11 protein-coding genes are annotated in these 14,049 nt (G+C 36.7%); 2 read left to right on the plus strand and 9 right to left on the minus strand.

Features of this window, described 5'->3' with window-relative positions:
- Nucleotides 1-2,211, minus strand: coding sequence for a S9 family peptidase (locus tag BM361_RS00410; protein WP_074976222.1), 2,211 nt, complete (start codon nt 2,209-2,211; stop codon nt 1-3).
- A 175-nt stretch (nt 2,212-2,386) separates the two neighbouring features.
- Here BM361_RS00410 and BM361_RS00415 point away from each other — a divergent pair, with 175 nt between their 5' ends.
- Nucleotides 2,387-3,712 carry a hydroxymethylglutaryl-CoA reductase, degradative gene (locus BM361_RS00415; protein ID WP_074976224.1) on the plus strand — a complete coding sequence of 442 codons (1,326 nt, stop codon included), beginning with the start codon at nt 2,387-2,389 and terminating at the stop codon, nt 3,710-3,712.
- A complete protein-coding gene (locus BM361_RS00420; protein WP_074976226.1) occupies nt 3,712-4,611 on the plus strand; it encodes a GYDIA family GHMP kinase in 900 nt (299 codons plus the stop codon). The genes BM361_RS00415 and BM361_RS00420 overlap by 1 nt, the downstream gene beginning before the upstream one ends.
- 72 nt (nt 4,612-4,683) lie before the next feature.
- On the opposite strand, the gene BM361_RS00425 is transcribed toward BM361_RS00420, so the two are convergent.
- The 8 genes from BM361_RS00425 to BM361_RS00460 all read right to left on the minus strand — a co-directional run bounded on the left by BM361_RS00425 (nt 4,684) and on the right by BM361_RS00460 (nt 13,958).
- Nucleotides 4,684-6,801: a peptidylprolyl isomerase gene (locus BM361_RS00425; protein ID WP_074976227.1), complete on the minus strand. Its 2,118-nt coding sequence runs from the start codon at nt 6,799-6,801 to the stop codon at nt 4,684-4,686.
- An 87-nt stretch (nt 6,802-6,888) separates the two neighbouring features.
- On the minus strand, nt 6,889-8,163 hold the full coding sequence (locus tag BM361_RS00430; protein WP_074976229.1) for a hemolysin family protein: 1,275 nt from the start codon (nt 8,161-8,163) through the stop codon (nt 6,889-6,891).
- Nucleotides 8,163-8,357, minus strand: coding sequence for a DUF6526 family protein (locus BM361_RS17065; protein WP_074976231.1), 195 nt, complete (start codon nt 8,355-8,357; stop codon nt 8,163-8,165). The genes BM361_RS00430 and BM361_RS17065 overlap by 1 nt, the downstream gene beginning before the upstream one ends.
- A 189-nt stretch (nt 8,358-8,546) precedes the next feature.
- A complete protein-coding gene (locus BM361_RS00440; protein WP_074976233.1) occupies nt 8,547-9,902 on the minus strand; it encodes a hypothetical protein in 1,356 nt (451 codons plus the stop codon).
- Nucleotides 9,903-9,967: 65 nt separating this feature from the next.
- Nucleotides 9,968-10,522 carry an LPS export ABC transporter periplasmic protein LptC gene (lptC, locus tag BM361_RS00445; protein WP_038268890.1) on the minus strand — a complete coding sequence of 185 codons (555 nt, stop codon included), beginning with the start codon at nt 10,520-10,522 and terminating at the stop codon, nt 9,968-9,970.
- A gap of 1 nt (nt 10,523) precedes the next feature.
- The gene (locus BM361_RS00450) at nt 10,524-11,894 is read right to left on the minus strand and encodes a tetratricopeptide repeat protein (protein WP_038269168.1); all 1,371 of its coding nucleotides are present in this window, start codon (nt 11,892-11,894) and stop codon (nt 10,524-10,526) included.
- A 19-nt stretch (nt 11,895-11,913) separates the two neighbouring features.
- Nucleotides 11,914-13,230, minus strand: coding sequence for a BamG family beta-barrel-assembly machinery protein (locus BM361_RS00455; protein WP_038268889.1), 1,317 nt, complete (start codon nt 13,228-13,230; stop codon nt 11,914-11,916).
- Nucleotides 13,227-13,958 (minus strand): type III pantothenate kinase, encoded by a 732-nt coding sequence (locus tag BM361_RS00460; protein ID WP_074976234.1) that lies wholly within the window; start codon nt 13,956-13,958, stop codon nt 13,227-13,229. Before BM361_RS00460 ends, BM361_RS00455 begins: the two co-directional genes overlap by 4 nt.
- Nucleotides 13,959-14,049 lie beyond the last annotated feature (91 nt).

Consider the following 14,049-nt stretch of genomic DNA (forward strand, 5'->3'; position numbering starts at 1 on the left):
TTAATTTTTTATTTCTTTTAACTCCAGGGATTCTTCAATTTTATCACCTAAGTGCTGATCAATAAAATTGGTCATTTTAGTATATAGTTGAAGTCTTGTTTTACCTCCGTAAATTCCATGATTTTTATCTGGATATATAGCCCAGTCAAATTGTTTATTTGCCTGAATCAGGGCTTCTGCCATTCGCATAGTATTTTGTACATGGACGTTATCATCTGCCGTACCATGAATTAGCAAATAATCGCCTTTTAAATTCGAAGCATAATTGATTGGAGAATTATCATCATAACCACTTGCATTTTCTTGCGGGGTTCTCATGTAACGCTCTGTATAAACAGTATCATAAAAGCGCCAGCTTGTAACCGGTGCAACGGCTATTGCCATGCTGAAAACATCATTTCCTTTAAGGATACAGTTCGAACTCATAAATCCTCCGAAACTCCATCCCCAGATACCTATTCTTTCTTCATCAACATAAGGCAAAGAAGCCAGTTGTTTTGCAGCAGCTATCTGATCTTCTACTTCATATTTCCCTAATTCCTGATAAGTAACCTTCTTAAAATCTGCTCCTTTAAATCCAGTTCCTCTTCCATCGATACATACCACTATATATCCTTTTTGCGCCAACATTTGATACCAATAATCATTGCTGCTGTTCCATCTGTTTGCCACTTGTTGAGATCCAGGTCCGGAATATTGATACATTAAAACAGGATATTGCTTACTGGCGTCAAAATCTTTTGGCCTTATAGTCCACATATTAAGATCGTTGCCATTCACACGGATGGTTGAGAATTCTTTTTCTGACAATTCGTAATTTGTTAATGCTGACCTCAGCTCTTCATTGGTAACGATCTCTTTTATCTCTTTACCATTTTTAGCACGATTCAGGGTATATTTATAAGGCGTGCGGGCATTAGAGAAGGTATTGATATAATACGTAAAGTCTGTACTAAAAACTGCATCATTAGTTCCATTCCCAGAGGACAAACGAACCTTTCCTTTCCCATTTAAACCAATAGAGTATATATCTCTGTTAATTGAACCATTTTCTACTGATTGATAAAATATCCTTGAAGTTTTCTGATCGAATCCATAGTAATTGGTGACTTCCCAATCGCCTTGAGTTATCTGGTTTACTAATTCCCCCTCCTTTGAATATAAATAGATATGATTATAACCATCTTTTTCACTCGTCCAGATAAAACTATTATCATTTAAAAAAGTCAGGTTATCGGTAATATCAATGTATGCTTCATCAGTTTCCTCCAGAATTACCTTTGATTCTTTATTCTTTACATCATAAAAATATAACTTAAGATCATTTTGATGACGGTTCATCACCTGAGCGCTCAGTTTATTTTTATCGCTAGTCCATTGAATTCTTGGAATGTAATATGCGTTTCCTAAATCAACATTTGATGTTTCTTTGGAGGCTAATTCATAGACATGAAGGCTAACTTCAGAATTCTTTTCCCCCGCTTTAGGATATTTAAACACTTGTTGTGTCGGGTATAGTGATTGCCCATAAACATCCATAGAAAACTCCGGCACCTCTGACTCATCGAAACGGATATAAGCTAAATGCGTCCCTGACTTATTCCAATCAAATGCACGAACAAAACTGAACTCTTCTTCATACACCCAGTCAGTAACCCCGTTAATAATCTTATTTTTCTCTCCATCACTTGTTACCTGAGCCAAACCATTATCTTCAAGGTTCTTGATATATATATTATTATCAAGTACATAGGCAACTTTTGAAGCATCCGGTGAAAAGGTAGGTTCCTGAATTTTATGATCAGAAATTTTAGTAAGCTTTTTAGATTCAATATCATAAACATAAAATACCCCTAAAGTTGATCTACGGTATACTGATTCCACTTCGGTAGCCAAAATTAGCTTTGATTCATCTTCACTGAATTCATATGATTGAAAGTACTGTATGCCATCCAGTTCTCCAGAACTAAGAATAGTTTCAACCTTCTCTAAAGTCTTGTAATCGTACTTGTCTATTGAGGTTGTACGTGAATTCCTGTCAAAATTCAACACTGAGTATTGTTGCCCATTGTTCATTGAATGTAAGGCGTCCATACCTTCAGTCCTGAAAGCACCTCCCCATATTTCTTCTAATGTAATTTTCTGATTTTGAGCAGTCAGCGCAGAAGCCAACCCTAATAAAAGGAAAGAAAAAATAAATGTTCTCTTCATCGATGTTAAGGATTTTTTAAAAATCCGTCAAGTTTACTAATTATTTCACAGAAATATAAACTTTTTTAGTTAAACGTTACTCAAAACCATCTAGCTAAAAGGAAAAACAAGATATAATTCTTACAAAAAAAGGGTTTCTTTATTATTATCTTTGCTTTTTGAAACAAATCGAACCATGAAAAAACCTGTTGACGGATTTTCAAAACTGACCAAAGAAGAAAAAATAGACTGGTTGGCCAATCATTATTTTCAAGACAGAAAAGATGCCGTATCTATTATAAAACAATATTGGAATACCAATGCAGCTCTTCAGAAGCTACATGATGAATTTATAGAGAACACTATAACCAATTACTATTTACCTTTTGGTATTGCACCAAACTTTGTGATTAACGGACACTTATATTCCATCCCAATGTGTCTTGAAGAAAGTTCTGTTGTAGCTGCCGCCAGTAAGGCTGCAAAATACTGGTTAAAACGTGGCGGATTTAAGGCGGAGGTTATTGCTACCGAAAAAATCGGGCAGGTTCATTTTATGTATCATGGTGATAAGGAAAAACTTGTTCGTTATTTTAATCAAATAAAACCTTTACTCATAGAAGCTACCGACAGCATCACGAAAAACATGCGTAAAAGAGGTGGTGGAATTTTGGATATTATACTAAAAGATAAAACTGCTGATCTGGACAACTATTATCAGATACACGCTACCTTCGATACATTAGACGCGATGGGAGCTAACTTTATCAATAGTTGTCTTGAGCAATTTGCAAAAACATTTAAAGCGGGTGCTAATACTTATGAAGAGTTCACAGAGGAAGAACGAGACATTCAGATAGTAATGAGCATTTTATCTAATTACGTTCCCAACTGCCTGGTAAAGGCAGAAGTTTCTTGTAAAGTGGATGAGCTCAATGAGGATCAGAATATTTCTCCACAAGCGTTTGCAGAGAAGTTTGTAAGAGCCATAGACATTGCTAAAGCAGAGCCACACAGAGCAGTTACCCACAATAAGGGAGTGATGAATGGTATTGATGCGGTTGTTTTAGCCACCGGGAATGACTTTAGAGCAATTGAAGCAGGTGTTCATGCTTATGCGGCCAAAAATGGCACCTATTCCAGTCTAACACACGCTACCATTGATAATGGTATATTTAAATTTTGGATTGAAGTTCCATTAGCGCTGGGAACTATTGGCGGTTTAACAAATTTACATCCATTGGTAAAGCTTGCACTGGAGATGCTGGGCAAACCTTCTGCTAAAGAGCTTATGCAGATAGTAGCTGTTGCAGGGCTTGCACAAAATTTTGCTGCCATTCGTTCATTGATCACAACAGGCATTCAAAAAGGTCATATGAAAATGCATTTAATGAATATTCTAAACCAATTGGGCGCTACCGATGAAGAGAAAAGCATTGTGGCTGAGTTATTCCATAACAAAACGGTAACCCACAGTGAGGTTATCAAAGAATTTAACAACCTTAGAGCTAATACATTATAATGCATCATTTTCAAAGCAATGGGAAATTACTCATCACGGGAGAATACCTGGTACTTGACGGAGCACTGAGCTTAGCGTTACCCACTATCTACGGACAAACCCTGAGCATTGAAGAAAACAATAACCAAATAATTGAGTGGTCAAGTCTTGACCACCAAGGAAATCCCTGGTTTTCATGCAACCTGGACCTATCCCTAAGCGGAAGTCCGAAAAATGAAGTGGAGGCCACTTTATTACATATTTTAAAAACAGCCAAGGCACTCAATCCTGACTTCTTAAAAAGCGTACAAGGAGTAAAAGCAATATCAGTTATGGATTTCCCGCGAGACTGGGGACTTGGATCTTCCTCCACCTTAATTAACAATATTGCTCAATGGGCAGGAATTAATGCATTTGATCTCTCTAACAAAACCCTTGGAGGTAGTGGGTACGACATTGCCTGCGCACAGCATAATACTGCCATATTATATCAATTAACAGATGGTAAGCCGACCATAACAGAAACCAAGTTTACCCCTCCATTCAGAGATCAAATCTATTTCATACACTTAAACCAAAAGCAAAACAGCAGGGAAGGCATTAAAAAATACAGGGCATTAAATAAATCTGTCAACTCATATATAAGTGATATAAATACGATTACCAAGGGCATTCTGGAATGCACAGATGTAGCCGCGTTTAAATCTCTTATTGACACCCATGAAGATATCACCTCAAAGGCCATCGCTATGGAACCCATAAAAAAGCGCCTCTTTAATGACTTTGAGGGAAGTATTAAAAGTCTTGGAGCCTGGGGCGGTGATTTTATTATGGCTGTAGGAGATGACCAAACGCCTCAATATTTTAGTCAGAAAGGATTTGATACCATTCTTACTTTTAAAGAAATGATCAGGTTATAAATTAAGAATCGACCATAAAATAAAAAAGCCTCCAACGGGAGGCTTTTTTAATACTTAAAATCAAGATAATTTTTAATAAAAATCAGCTCTATTATCTTCAATATCGGCATTTTCACGAAGCGCGTTAAACGCTGCTCCGGTAGCTCTACCTCTATTTGTTGTTCTTTGTGTGGTTGCGTAAGGCGCATAGTTATCAAGCTCTACAGCAGGGTTCTTTTTAGTAACCTGAACCATATAAACTCCATTTTCACCTTCAATAAGTCCTGATGAAGCACCTTCTTCTATTGCGAAGGCTGTACCTACCACCTTAGGCTCACGTCCTGCACCAGCGATACTAGGGGTTTTCATATTCAAATCAGTTGCTGTCTTCACTGTCACATTATTGGCGCTTGCAAGTTCATCTAATGACTTCCCATTATTTGCTTCTATAATCTGAGCAGCTTTCTTTTGTTTTCTGATAATCGGAGCTACAAGTGCTCTTGCATTATCTACAGACATTAACCCTTCTTTAATTTTTCTAGTTAACTGAACGATAGCATAACCGCCAGTAACGTCAAATCTCGAAACATCTCCAACCTTAGTTTCCGGATTGAAAGCCCACTGAATAAGTCTTCTTTGCTCTCCTAAACCAGGAACCATTTCCTGCAAAGCCATTAAACTATTTACAGGGCGAACTGTATAATCAGACTCTTTCGCTACTGCACCAAAGTTTTCAGGATCTGCAGCTGCATCCATTTCGAATTTCGTAGCCTTTGTATAAAGTTCGTTTGAAGTTTCTTCAGAAGGAATTACCTTTCTTGATATGGTGGCTAACTGAACAACGTTATATTTATCTTCTACTTTAATGATGTGATAACCAAAATCTGTTTCTACAAGGTCAACACTTCCAATTTCATTATCAAAAATAAAGTCATTAAAAGGCTTAACCATTTGACCTGGGAATATATTATCGTAGGTTCCTCCACTAAAAGCTGACCCAGGATCTTCAGAGTATTCTCTTGCAAGTGCAGCAAAATCCTCATCTGCCTTTACTTTTGCAAGCACCTCTTTAGCTAGTGCTTCAGCCTCCTCCTTAGTTCTGTTTTCCTTAAGGTTTACTCCTGTACCTTCGTACCCTATTAATATATGGCTAGCTTTTACATTACCACCTTCTCTTTTATCCATCATACGGGTAAGCTTAAAAGTCTCCCCATCTTTATATGGCCCATATACTTCTCCAACACCCAGGTTGAATAAGGTATCGCTAAATTGAGTAGGTAGTTGAGCTTTTGCAACATAGGTAGTATCAAAAGGAACATCAGAATGTTTTGCAACAAACTCCGCCACTTGATCTTTTGGTAATTCTGCAAACCCTGGAATGGTATCATTCGATTGAGTTGCATTATTATAAACTACACTTTTGTTTAAAAGAGCTTCTACTTCATTTCTAATTTCAGCTACATCAGCTTCTGAAGCTTTTTCTTCAAAAAACACATAACGGATATTTCTGGAAGCATCTCCTTCAAATTCCTTTTTGTGGTCTTTAATATAGGCAGAGATTTCACCATCGGTTACCGTAATGGTACTATCCGCTATTGATGAATAAGGAACCTGAACATATTTAAAATCTACTTTATCATTTTCAAGTTTATATGAAAGCTCACCATCTTTAATAGTAGCAACAACTCCTGCTTTAATCAGGTTAAAATAGGATTGCTCTTTTGAGGCATTAATCAAAGCATTTTCCTGCATTTCCCATTGCTGATATGCCATTGGATTATTTGCCTTTAAATCTGCTATATATTCAACAAATTTTCCCGCATCAAATACACCAGCTTCATTTAAGAACGCAGGATTTGAAGCAAGTTGAGGGTTTGATTTAACAACATTGATTATCTGATCTTTTTCAATATTAATCCCTAACTCTTCAAATTGTTCTTCCAACAAAGTCATCCTTACCTCTTGATTCCAAACCTGATTAACAATTTGTAAGGTTGAAGCTCGTCCCTGATATTGTCTGGACAAGTTATCAACTTGTTGTGCAAACCCTTCTCTTGATACAGGGTTTCCATTGATTTCACCAACATTTGATTTTGTTGAAGAAAATGCATTATTGTTAAAAAGATCTGATACTACAAACGCGAAAAGCGCCAATCCTATTACCAGGATTAAGATCAAAGATCGACTTCTAATTTTTTCAAGAATAGCCATCTGTCATCTAAATTATTAAATATTAGATGGCGAAAATAGCACTTTTTTGCAATAATAAAAACCTGCTTAGCTAATAATTATGGCATTTTAATCGTCTTCAAGCACTTTAAGATGCAGTAGCTCTATTTTTGTATTCGTTGCTTGCAAGACTTTAAATTGAAAGTTGTCAATTTTAATTTTTTCTCCCTTTTCAGGAATCTCTCCGATTTGGTTTACAATCAGCCCTCCTATTGTATCATAATTTTCACTTTCGGGAAGCTCTAATTTATAGGTTTCATTTACATAACTCACCTCCAATCGGGCAGAAAAATTATACTCCTTATCATTGATTTTTTCTTCAAACAATTCTATGGTATCATGCTCATCTTCAATTTCACCAAACAGCTCCTCTACGATATCTTCTACCGTTAGAATGCCCGAAGTTCCTCCATACTCATCCAATACCACAGCGATGCTTTTCCTTCGTTTGGTAAGCACGCCTAAAATATCACTTATCGGCATAGTTTCTGGAACAAATTCTACCGGCAGCATCACACTCTTTATCGTTCGTGGTTTCTTGAACAATTCAAAGGAATGGACATAACCAATGATATCATCGATTGTATCTTTATACACCAGTATTTTCGAGTAGCCAGTCTCTACAAATTTATTCACCAGATTCTTCGGAAGCTCATGTAATTCCGCTGCACATATTTCAGTTCTGGGAATCATTATATCGCGAGCCTTATGATCAGAAAACTCCAAGGCATTCTGAAAAATTTGTATTTCGGAATCAACATCCTCATCCTCATCGACCTGCTCCATTTGTTCGGTAATATAATCCCCTAATTCTACCTTACTAAATGCAATACTTTCTGTATTACCTTCTACTTTAAAGAATACCCTCAAAATAAATTCAGAAATCCAAATAACAATTTCAGCGATCACCGAGAACAATTTATAGAACAAGTAGGCCGGAACAGCCAGCACTTTAAGCAATGTATTCGAATATATCTGAAAAAGGGCTTTTGGAAGAAACTCTGCGGTAATCAATAAAATCAAAGTAGCCAATAGCGCTTGCACAACAATAATCCTGGCAGGGACCGCATCGGAACCGACATATTCCGGATATAGCCAATAGACCAGCAGGCTACCCATATAAAAAGCATAAACAACCAAAGCTATATTATTACCCACGAGCATGGTGGTAATAAACTTTGACGGCCTTTTGGTAAGTTTTGTCAGTATTTTAGAAAGAAAACCTCCTTGCAGCTTTTCTATTTCAATATGAATTTTATTAGAGTTCACGTAGGCAATCTCCATTCCTGAAAAAAAAGCTGAAAACAGCAATGACACAATAATGATCACAACCGTGGAGCCCATCACTTATTTTTTTGTCGATTTTGGAATTTCTTACGATAGCGTCTTCTAAAGAAGAACATGAAAAAAGACACAACCGCAAACAATAAGAAAAGATAAGACCTATTGCGGTCAGTACTCCAATTTGAAACCACTTCGAAAACTGAGATTACTCCTATAACAAGGTATACCACCTCAAAAATTCTAAAAAACTTCATCTGTCATCTATTTTCAACAAAGATACATTTTATTACACAAGTTGATCATTCCTTACTACAGTTCCTTTTGCAAAATTCATCATACATTTTTAAAGACAGGCATTAAGAATCTAACCAAAGTAATTTTAACATCCTTAAACGCTTCACATCATTAAAACCCTACTTGTTTTAACTAACAATACCATATATTTAATCCAGATTCGGCACTTTTATAACCCCTCCAATCCAACATCTCAGCTGAATTGACTTACCAGCCATATCTGCATTAAAAATTTCAGTACGCGACGGAGCAAGCCCTCTATATCTCGATGCAGCATTAAGCGCTTTACTTTTAATGGATGGATCTACCTGAGCCGCGCGGTCTGCTTTAAGAGCTGCCCTCCAATAGACAGCTTTCTTTTCGAAGGTCGTACTACCACATTCGTTAGCGCTGTTACCATAAAGATATGCCTGCAATAAATAAGCATTCCCATTGGCCGGATTAGCATCGATTGCCTTTTGAGCGTAGTCATATGATTTAGCTCTGTTAGACTTGGAATATTTAGAAGCTATTTTAATTAGTAAATTGGATTTCTTAACAGGATCCACTTCTAAGGCAACTGCTTCATTGTAGAACTTAAGTGCTTCTGCAGTATTACCCTTTTTATCATTCAGCGTACCTAATCCATAAGCACTGGAGGCAGAAGGTTCCAGTTGATGTAAAGCTTCCACCACACGCACATAAATCGGCCCATCCGAACAATCCTTATTGTCAAGTCTGTACAGGGCACGCTTCAACCACGTGGCATCGTCCGACTTTGATTCAAAATTCTTTTCATACAATGGCACCAACTTATCGCAGTCTGCTAAATTTCCAAGCTTCCCATCTACACTTGCAATTATCTTTTCCAGTTCAGTACCATTTTTTCTTACGGCATTTAACTTCTGCTCCTCTTTAGGAGTCAATGTTCCGGCATCCTCTTTCTCCGCCAGAGAAACTGCTATTTCAGCCATACTCACTGCCTCTTCGTCCAACCTGGCAGTCACCTCATCGTAACTATCAAATACCTCCTGAAGATCTTTAGTTCCTTTATCATGCAAATCGACCATTAGGGAAAAGTACAAATACAATCCCTTAAAGTTTTTAAAATTTTTTCTATCGGTTTTAAACGCATCATCGAGCATAGCATACATCTCCTCATCTGATGCCAACGCATAAGAATTCATCAACAAGGCCTTATCCGAAGCATAATCTGCTTTATCGTATTTATCAGGAAAATACTTGATATAATTATCATACAACCCAAGAAGGTCGTTCACATACTTTTTCTGATTATCGCCTGTTGTATTATCGATCTTATAATCCAAAATCCTTTTACCGTAATAAAAGGTTGCAAAATTAAGACTGGGACATTTCTCATAAACGATTTTCCAAGGCTCATAAGCAGCCTCGTAATCATTTACCCTGGCATGATCATAAAAATTTTGAAGATTCAATGTACAATCCTGATCCTGGGCTGTAGCCAAGAACAATCCGAAGACAAAACAAAATAAAAAAGGCTTCATTTATTAGCTATTTTCTAATAAATATAGCCTTTTATTACATAACATTCTCTTTTTTACTACAAAAACTACTCCTTTACAACAGCACTTCCTGTATTTTCATGTGAATTCACCACTGAGAAGTCTTTATTAAAGTCTATTCCGGTTCCAGACATATTGAGTTCTTCACTGGTGAAAGTGTATTCCTTTTCGGTAAACACCCATTCGTTAGTTTGGTCCCAATAGAGTTGGGGTGCCTCCAATTTTTTACCATCATGTGTTTCCAACACTACATTACCCTGAAGATCTACCAGACTGGTTTGCGAATACATAATACCGTAATCTGCTGTAACGGTACTTTTATTATTCTGATCATCAAAAAACTCAACATAGAGGCCCTTTGGAAATTCTTGAAATTGAAATTTTTGATTTGAGAAATCTTTATTTAAAGGGCTTGTGAGGATCGCCTTTACTTTTCCCGAATCGGTATAGGTAAGTTTAAAATTCTCTGCTATCCCGGAAGGCACTTTCTGAGGAGCGTTGATACTTTTCACATCTTCATATTGACCTTGACATGAAAAAAACATTGTCACAGCGAATACTGTGACAATGCCAAATAAATTATATCTAAAAATCTTTTTCATTCTATAAGCTAGGAACCTTCACGCTTCCTCCTAACCAACAGTTAAAGGATATTGTTTTTCCGGCCATACCAGAGTTAAAAATATCAGTTCTTGATGGAGCTCTTCCTTTATAAGCCTCAGCCGCAGCATAAGCTCTACTTTTAACAGAAGGGTCCATTTGCGCTGCTCTTGAAGCTCTATCTGCAGCCTTCCAGTACACAGCTCTCTTCTCAAATGATGTAGTACCACATGAATTTGCACTGTTTGCTATACATACAGCCTGTAATAAATAAGCATTACCATTAGATGGATTTGCATCAATCGCTTTTTGAGCATATTTATAAGATGTTGCATATTGCTTTCCTTTTGAATACTTCGAAGCGATTTTATAAAGCAAGTTAGACTTCTTAACAGCATCAGTCTCTAAAGAAACGGATTCATTGTAATATTTTAAAGCTTCAGAAGAGTTTCCTTTTTTATCATTCAAAGTACCTAAACCATAGGCTGAAGATGCTGAAGGCTCTAAGTTATGTAAAGCTTCTACCACCTGAACATAAATTTCACCATCGGTACATTCTTTATTATCTAATCTGTAAAGTGCACTTTTAAGCCATTTAGCATCATCCTTTTTAGCTTCGAAGTTTTTCTCATACAACGGCACTAATTTATCGCAATCTGCCAAGCCACCAAGTTTAGCATTAATACTTGAATACACTTTTTCATAAGACCCACCATTAATTCTTACGGCATTTAATTTCTTTTGTTCTTTGCTGGTCAGGGTACCTGCATCTTCCTTAGCAGCTAAAGAAGTAGATATCTTACCAAGCTTAAGTGTTTCTTCATCTATCTTTCCGGTTACATCATCATAGGCATCGAAAACATCCTGAAGATCTTTCTTTCCTTCAGCCTGAAGATCCACTAGTAATGAAAAGTATAAGTACAGAGCTTTCGGGTTCGTAAAGTTGTCTCTATCTTCTTTAAAAGCTTTATCTAACATATTATAAACTTCCTCATCAGTAGCAAGACCCTCTTCTTTACTTGTAAGCGCCTTATCTATCATCACATCAGCCTTATCATACTTGTTAGGGAAATATTTGATAGAGTTATCATAGAGCGCCAGAAGATCGTTTATATATCCTGTTTTCTCATCACCAGACGAATTCTCTATTTTGTATTTTAAAATTTTCTCCCCGTAATAAAAGGTCGCGTAATTTAAGCTTGGACAATTATCATAAACCATTTTCCAAGGTTGATACGCAGCTTCATAATTCTTTACTTTTCCATGTTCGGCAAAGATAGACAGGTTTGGCATACATTCGGCATTCTGAGCCTGAGCTCCAGCAAAACCAACGACACCTATCAGTGCCAACATTGCTATAAATCTCTTTTTCATCTCATTAAATAATTTGCGGTTAATCATACTTTCTTTTCACGAACCATCTATCGTTGAAAGACAATCCTATATTTACGTTAAAATAATTTTCCTGAACTCTATTGTAAAGGGTGCTTCCTCTTTTTCCAATCTCCACACCTATATTAATGTTTGAAAACATTCCTGTGAACTGTGGAAGCGCATTAGTTGAAGGAACATATCCACCCAACGGCATACCAACTCCAAAAGTCATGCCAAAATCATGAGTCGGCATTCCATTCACTTTCAAACCACTCCTTCCATTATGCAATCCTGCACGGTATACAATCCTTTTCCAGTAACTAGTAAATGAATCGTAGTCAGGTATAAAAAACCCTCCGACAGAAAACCGTTCTGCATTCTCGTAAGAAGAACGCCCAAAGTTTTCAAACTTATTTTCAAATTTACTGGTTTTTTTTAATTCAAACTCAGCCCCAAGGTACCATTTTTTACTTTCACCCACCCCTAAACCGGCTGTAAATGACTGTGGTATCGATAAATTGATACGATCTAAGCCTTGTTCCGACAAATCAACATCCTGCGTATCTCTTGGGGTTTCCTCTCCGTTACTACCAATTAGCACGGTAGCAACTTCTCTTGAGTTCTCCGATACCAAAATAGATTCCGGGGTATACATAAATGATGATTGCCAGTATAACTTTTTACCTAGTTTCCCTTCATAATTTAATGCAGCCTTCACATCAAAGCCACTATACTCTGAAGCACTTATTTCCCTGGTACCGTATCGAATATCATCTCTTAATCCTAAATACTTATGTTCTGTTTTCCCGAACAAGTAACTTCCGGTAAGTCCAACACTAAGTCCTTTATACAATCTATACCCCATGGAAAAGAAGACTTTATTAACTCCTCCATCACCAGAATATCGGTTCAAGACTGCGGGACCATCTGCATCTTCTTCAATAGATTGCAATCTATACCCTACTGTTGAATACGGCTGAATACCAAATCCAAACCCAAAGCGATCAGAAACCGGAACTCCCAATGCCAGATAATCGAATGAAACAGTGGAAGCATTTTCATTGGCATCATCTGTTTTTAATCCTAAAGAATTATAGGAAAGACCTGCCGAATATGTTGTTAATCTCAATTTTGAAAACGAAGCAGGATTAGCCAGATTGACGTGTATACTATCCGAATAAACACTTAAACCACCCATCGCCCTGCTTTCAGCTGTATTATTATACTTGGATTGCCCTACACCAAAGTATGAATACGGAGATGGACTACCATTTGTTTGCGCAAAACCAACCCCTACCATCATCAGTGCAAAGGCAACAAAAATTCTTTTTATCATTCGTCTTTATTGAGTTCTAAAATATAGTTTAATCCTTCAAGAAGGATTTTCGGATTGGCAAATATGGTATTTTTTAGTCTTTTAGACAAAAAATGTGAATCTCCTCCTGTTAAAATAACTGTTAAATCTTTAAATTTCTTTTGATATTCATCTATTATACCATCAATTTCCATCGCCACACCATTTAAAACTCCAGAGGCAATACTCGATTCTGTGGAATTACCAATTAAGGAAACAGACTCAGATGTTTCAATAAGAGGAAGTCTGGCTGTAAATTCATTTAAGGCTTTAAAACGCATCTGTATTCCTGGGGAAATAGCACCCCCGAGATACTCACTATCTTCGTTTATAAAATCGTAGGTAATACAGGTTCCTGCATCTATTATCAAGGTATTATCGCTGGTATGATTATAAAATGCGGCTGTAACTAATGCCACCCTATCCATACCAAGGGTTTTTGGCGTCGTATACTTACTTTGAAAAGGGACTATTGAATTATTAGTAAGCAGATGCACTTTACAGAAAACCGACAAGGCTTTTATATCCTCTTCCGGACATTTAGACACCGACGAAACAATAGCATGTGAGATATCAGGATATTTTTTAAAAATTTTTGTAATTTCTTTTAAAAAATTTTTTTCCTCTATCCTACTTTCAAACATTAACTTTTGACGCTGAAAAACAGCGAGTTTCATAAACGTATTTCCAACATCTACGATTAAATTCATAAGCTTCGGTTAAAAATGTAAAGGTACAAAACCGATTTTTTTAATAATTCGTTTTGCAGTTATTATTTTTGCACCTATATTTGCACCCGCA

Source organism: Zhouia amylolytica, assembly GCF_900116365.1.
In the GTDB taxonomy this organism is placed as follows: domain Bacteria; phylum Bacteroidota; class Bacteroidia; order Flavobacteriales; family Flavobacteriaceae; genus Zhouia; species Zhouia amylolytica.

Coding starts and splice junctions, on each gene's coding strand:
- BM361_RS00410 (WP_074976222.1), bottom strand. CDS start 2,211: ATGAAGAGAACATTTATTTTTTCTTTCCTTTTATTAGGGTTGGCTTCT.
- BM361_RS00415 (WP_074976224.1), top strand. CDS start 2,387: ATGAAAAAACCTGTTGACGGATTTTCAAAACTGACCAAAGAAGAAAAA.
- BM361_RS00420 (WP_074976226.1), top strand. CDS start 3,712: ATGCATCATTTTCAAAGCAATGGGAAATTACTCATCACGGGAGAATAC.
- BM361_RS00425 (WP_074976227.1), bottom strand. CDS start 6,801: ATGGCTATTCTTGAAAAAATTAGAAGTCGATCTTTGATCTTAATCCTG.
- BM361_RS00430 (WP_074976229.1), bottom strand. CDS start 8,163: ATGGGCTCCACGGTTGTGATCATTATTGTGTCATTGCTGTTTTCAGCT.
- BM361_RS17065 (WP_074976231.1), bottom strand. CDS start 8,357: ATGAAGTTTTTTAGAATTTTTGAGGTGGTATACCTTGTTATAGGAGTA.
- BM361_RS00440 (WP_074976233.1), bottom strand. CDS start 9,902: ATGAAGCCTTTTTTATTTTGTTTTGTCTTCGGATTGTTCTTGGCTACA.
- lptC (WP_038268890.1), bottom strand. CDS start 10,522: ATGAAAAAGATTTTTAGATATAATTTATTTGGCATTGTCACAGTATTC.
- BM361_RS00450 (WP_038269168.1), bottom strand. CDS start 11,894: ATGAAAAAGAGATTTATAGCAATGTTGGCACTGATAGGTGTCGTTGGT.
- BM361_RS00455 (WP_038268889.1), bottom strand. CDS start 13,230: ATGATAAAAAGAATTTTTGTTGCCTTTGCACTGATGATGGTAGGGGTT.
- BM361_RS00460 (WP_074976234.1), bottom strand. CDS start 13,958: ATGAATTTAATCGTAGATGTTGGAAATACGTTTATGAAACTCGCTGTT.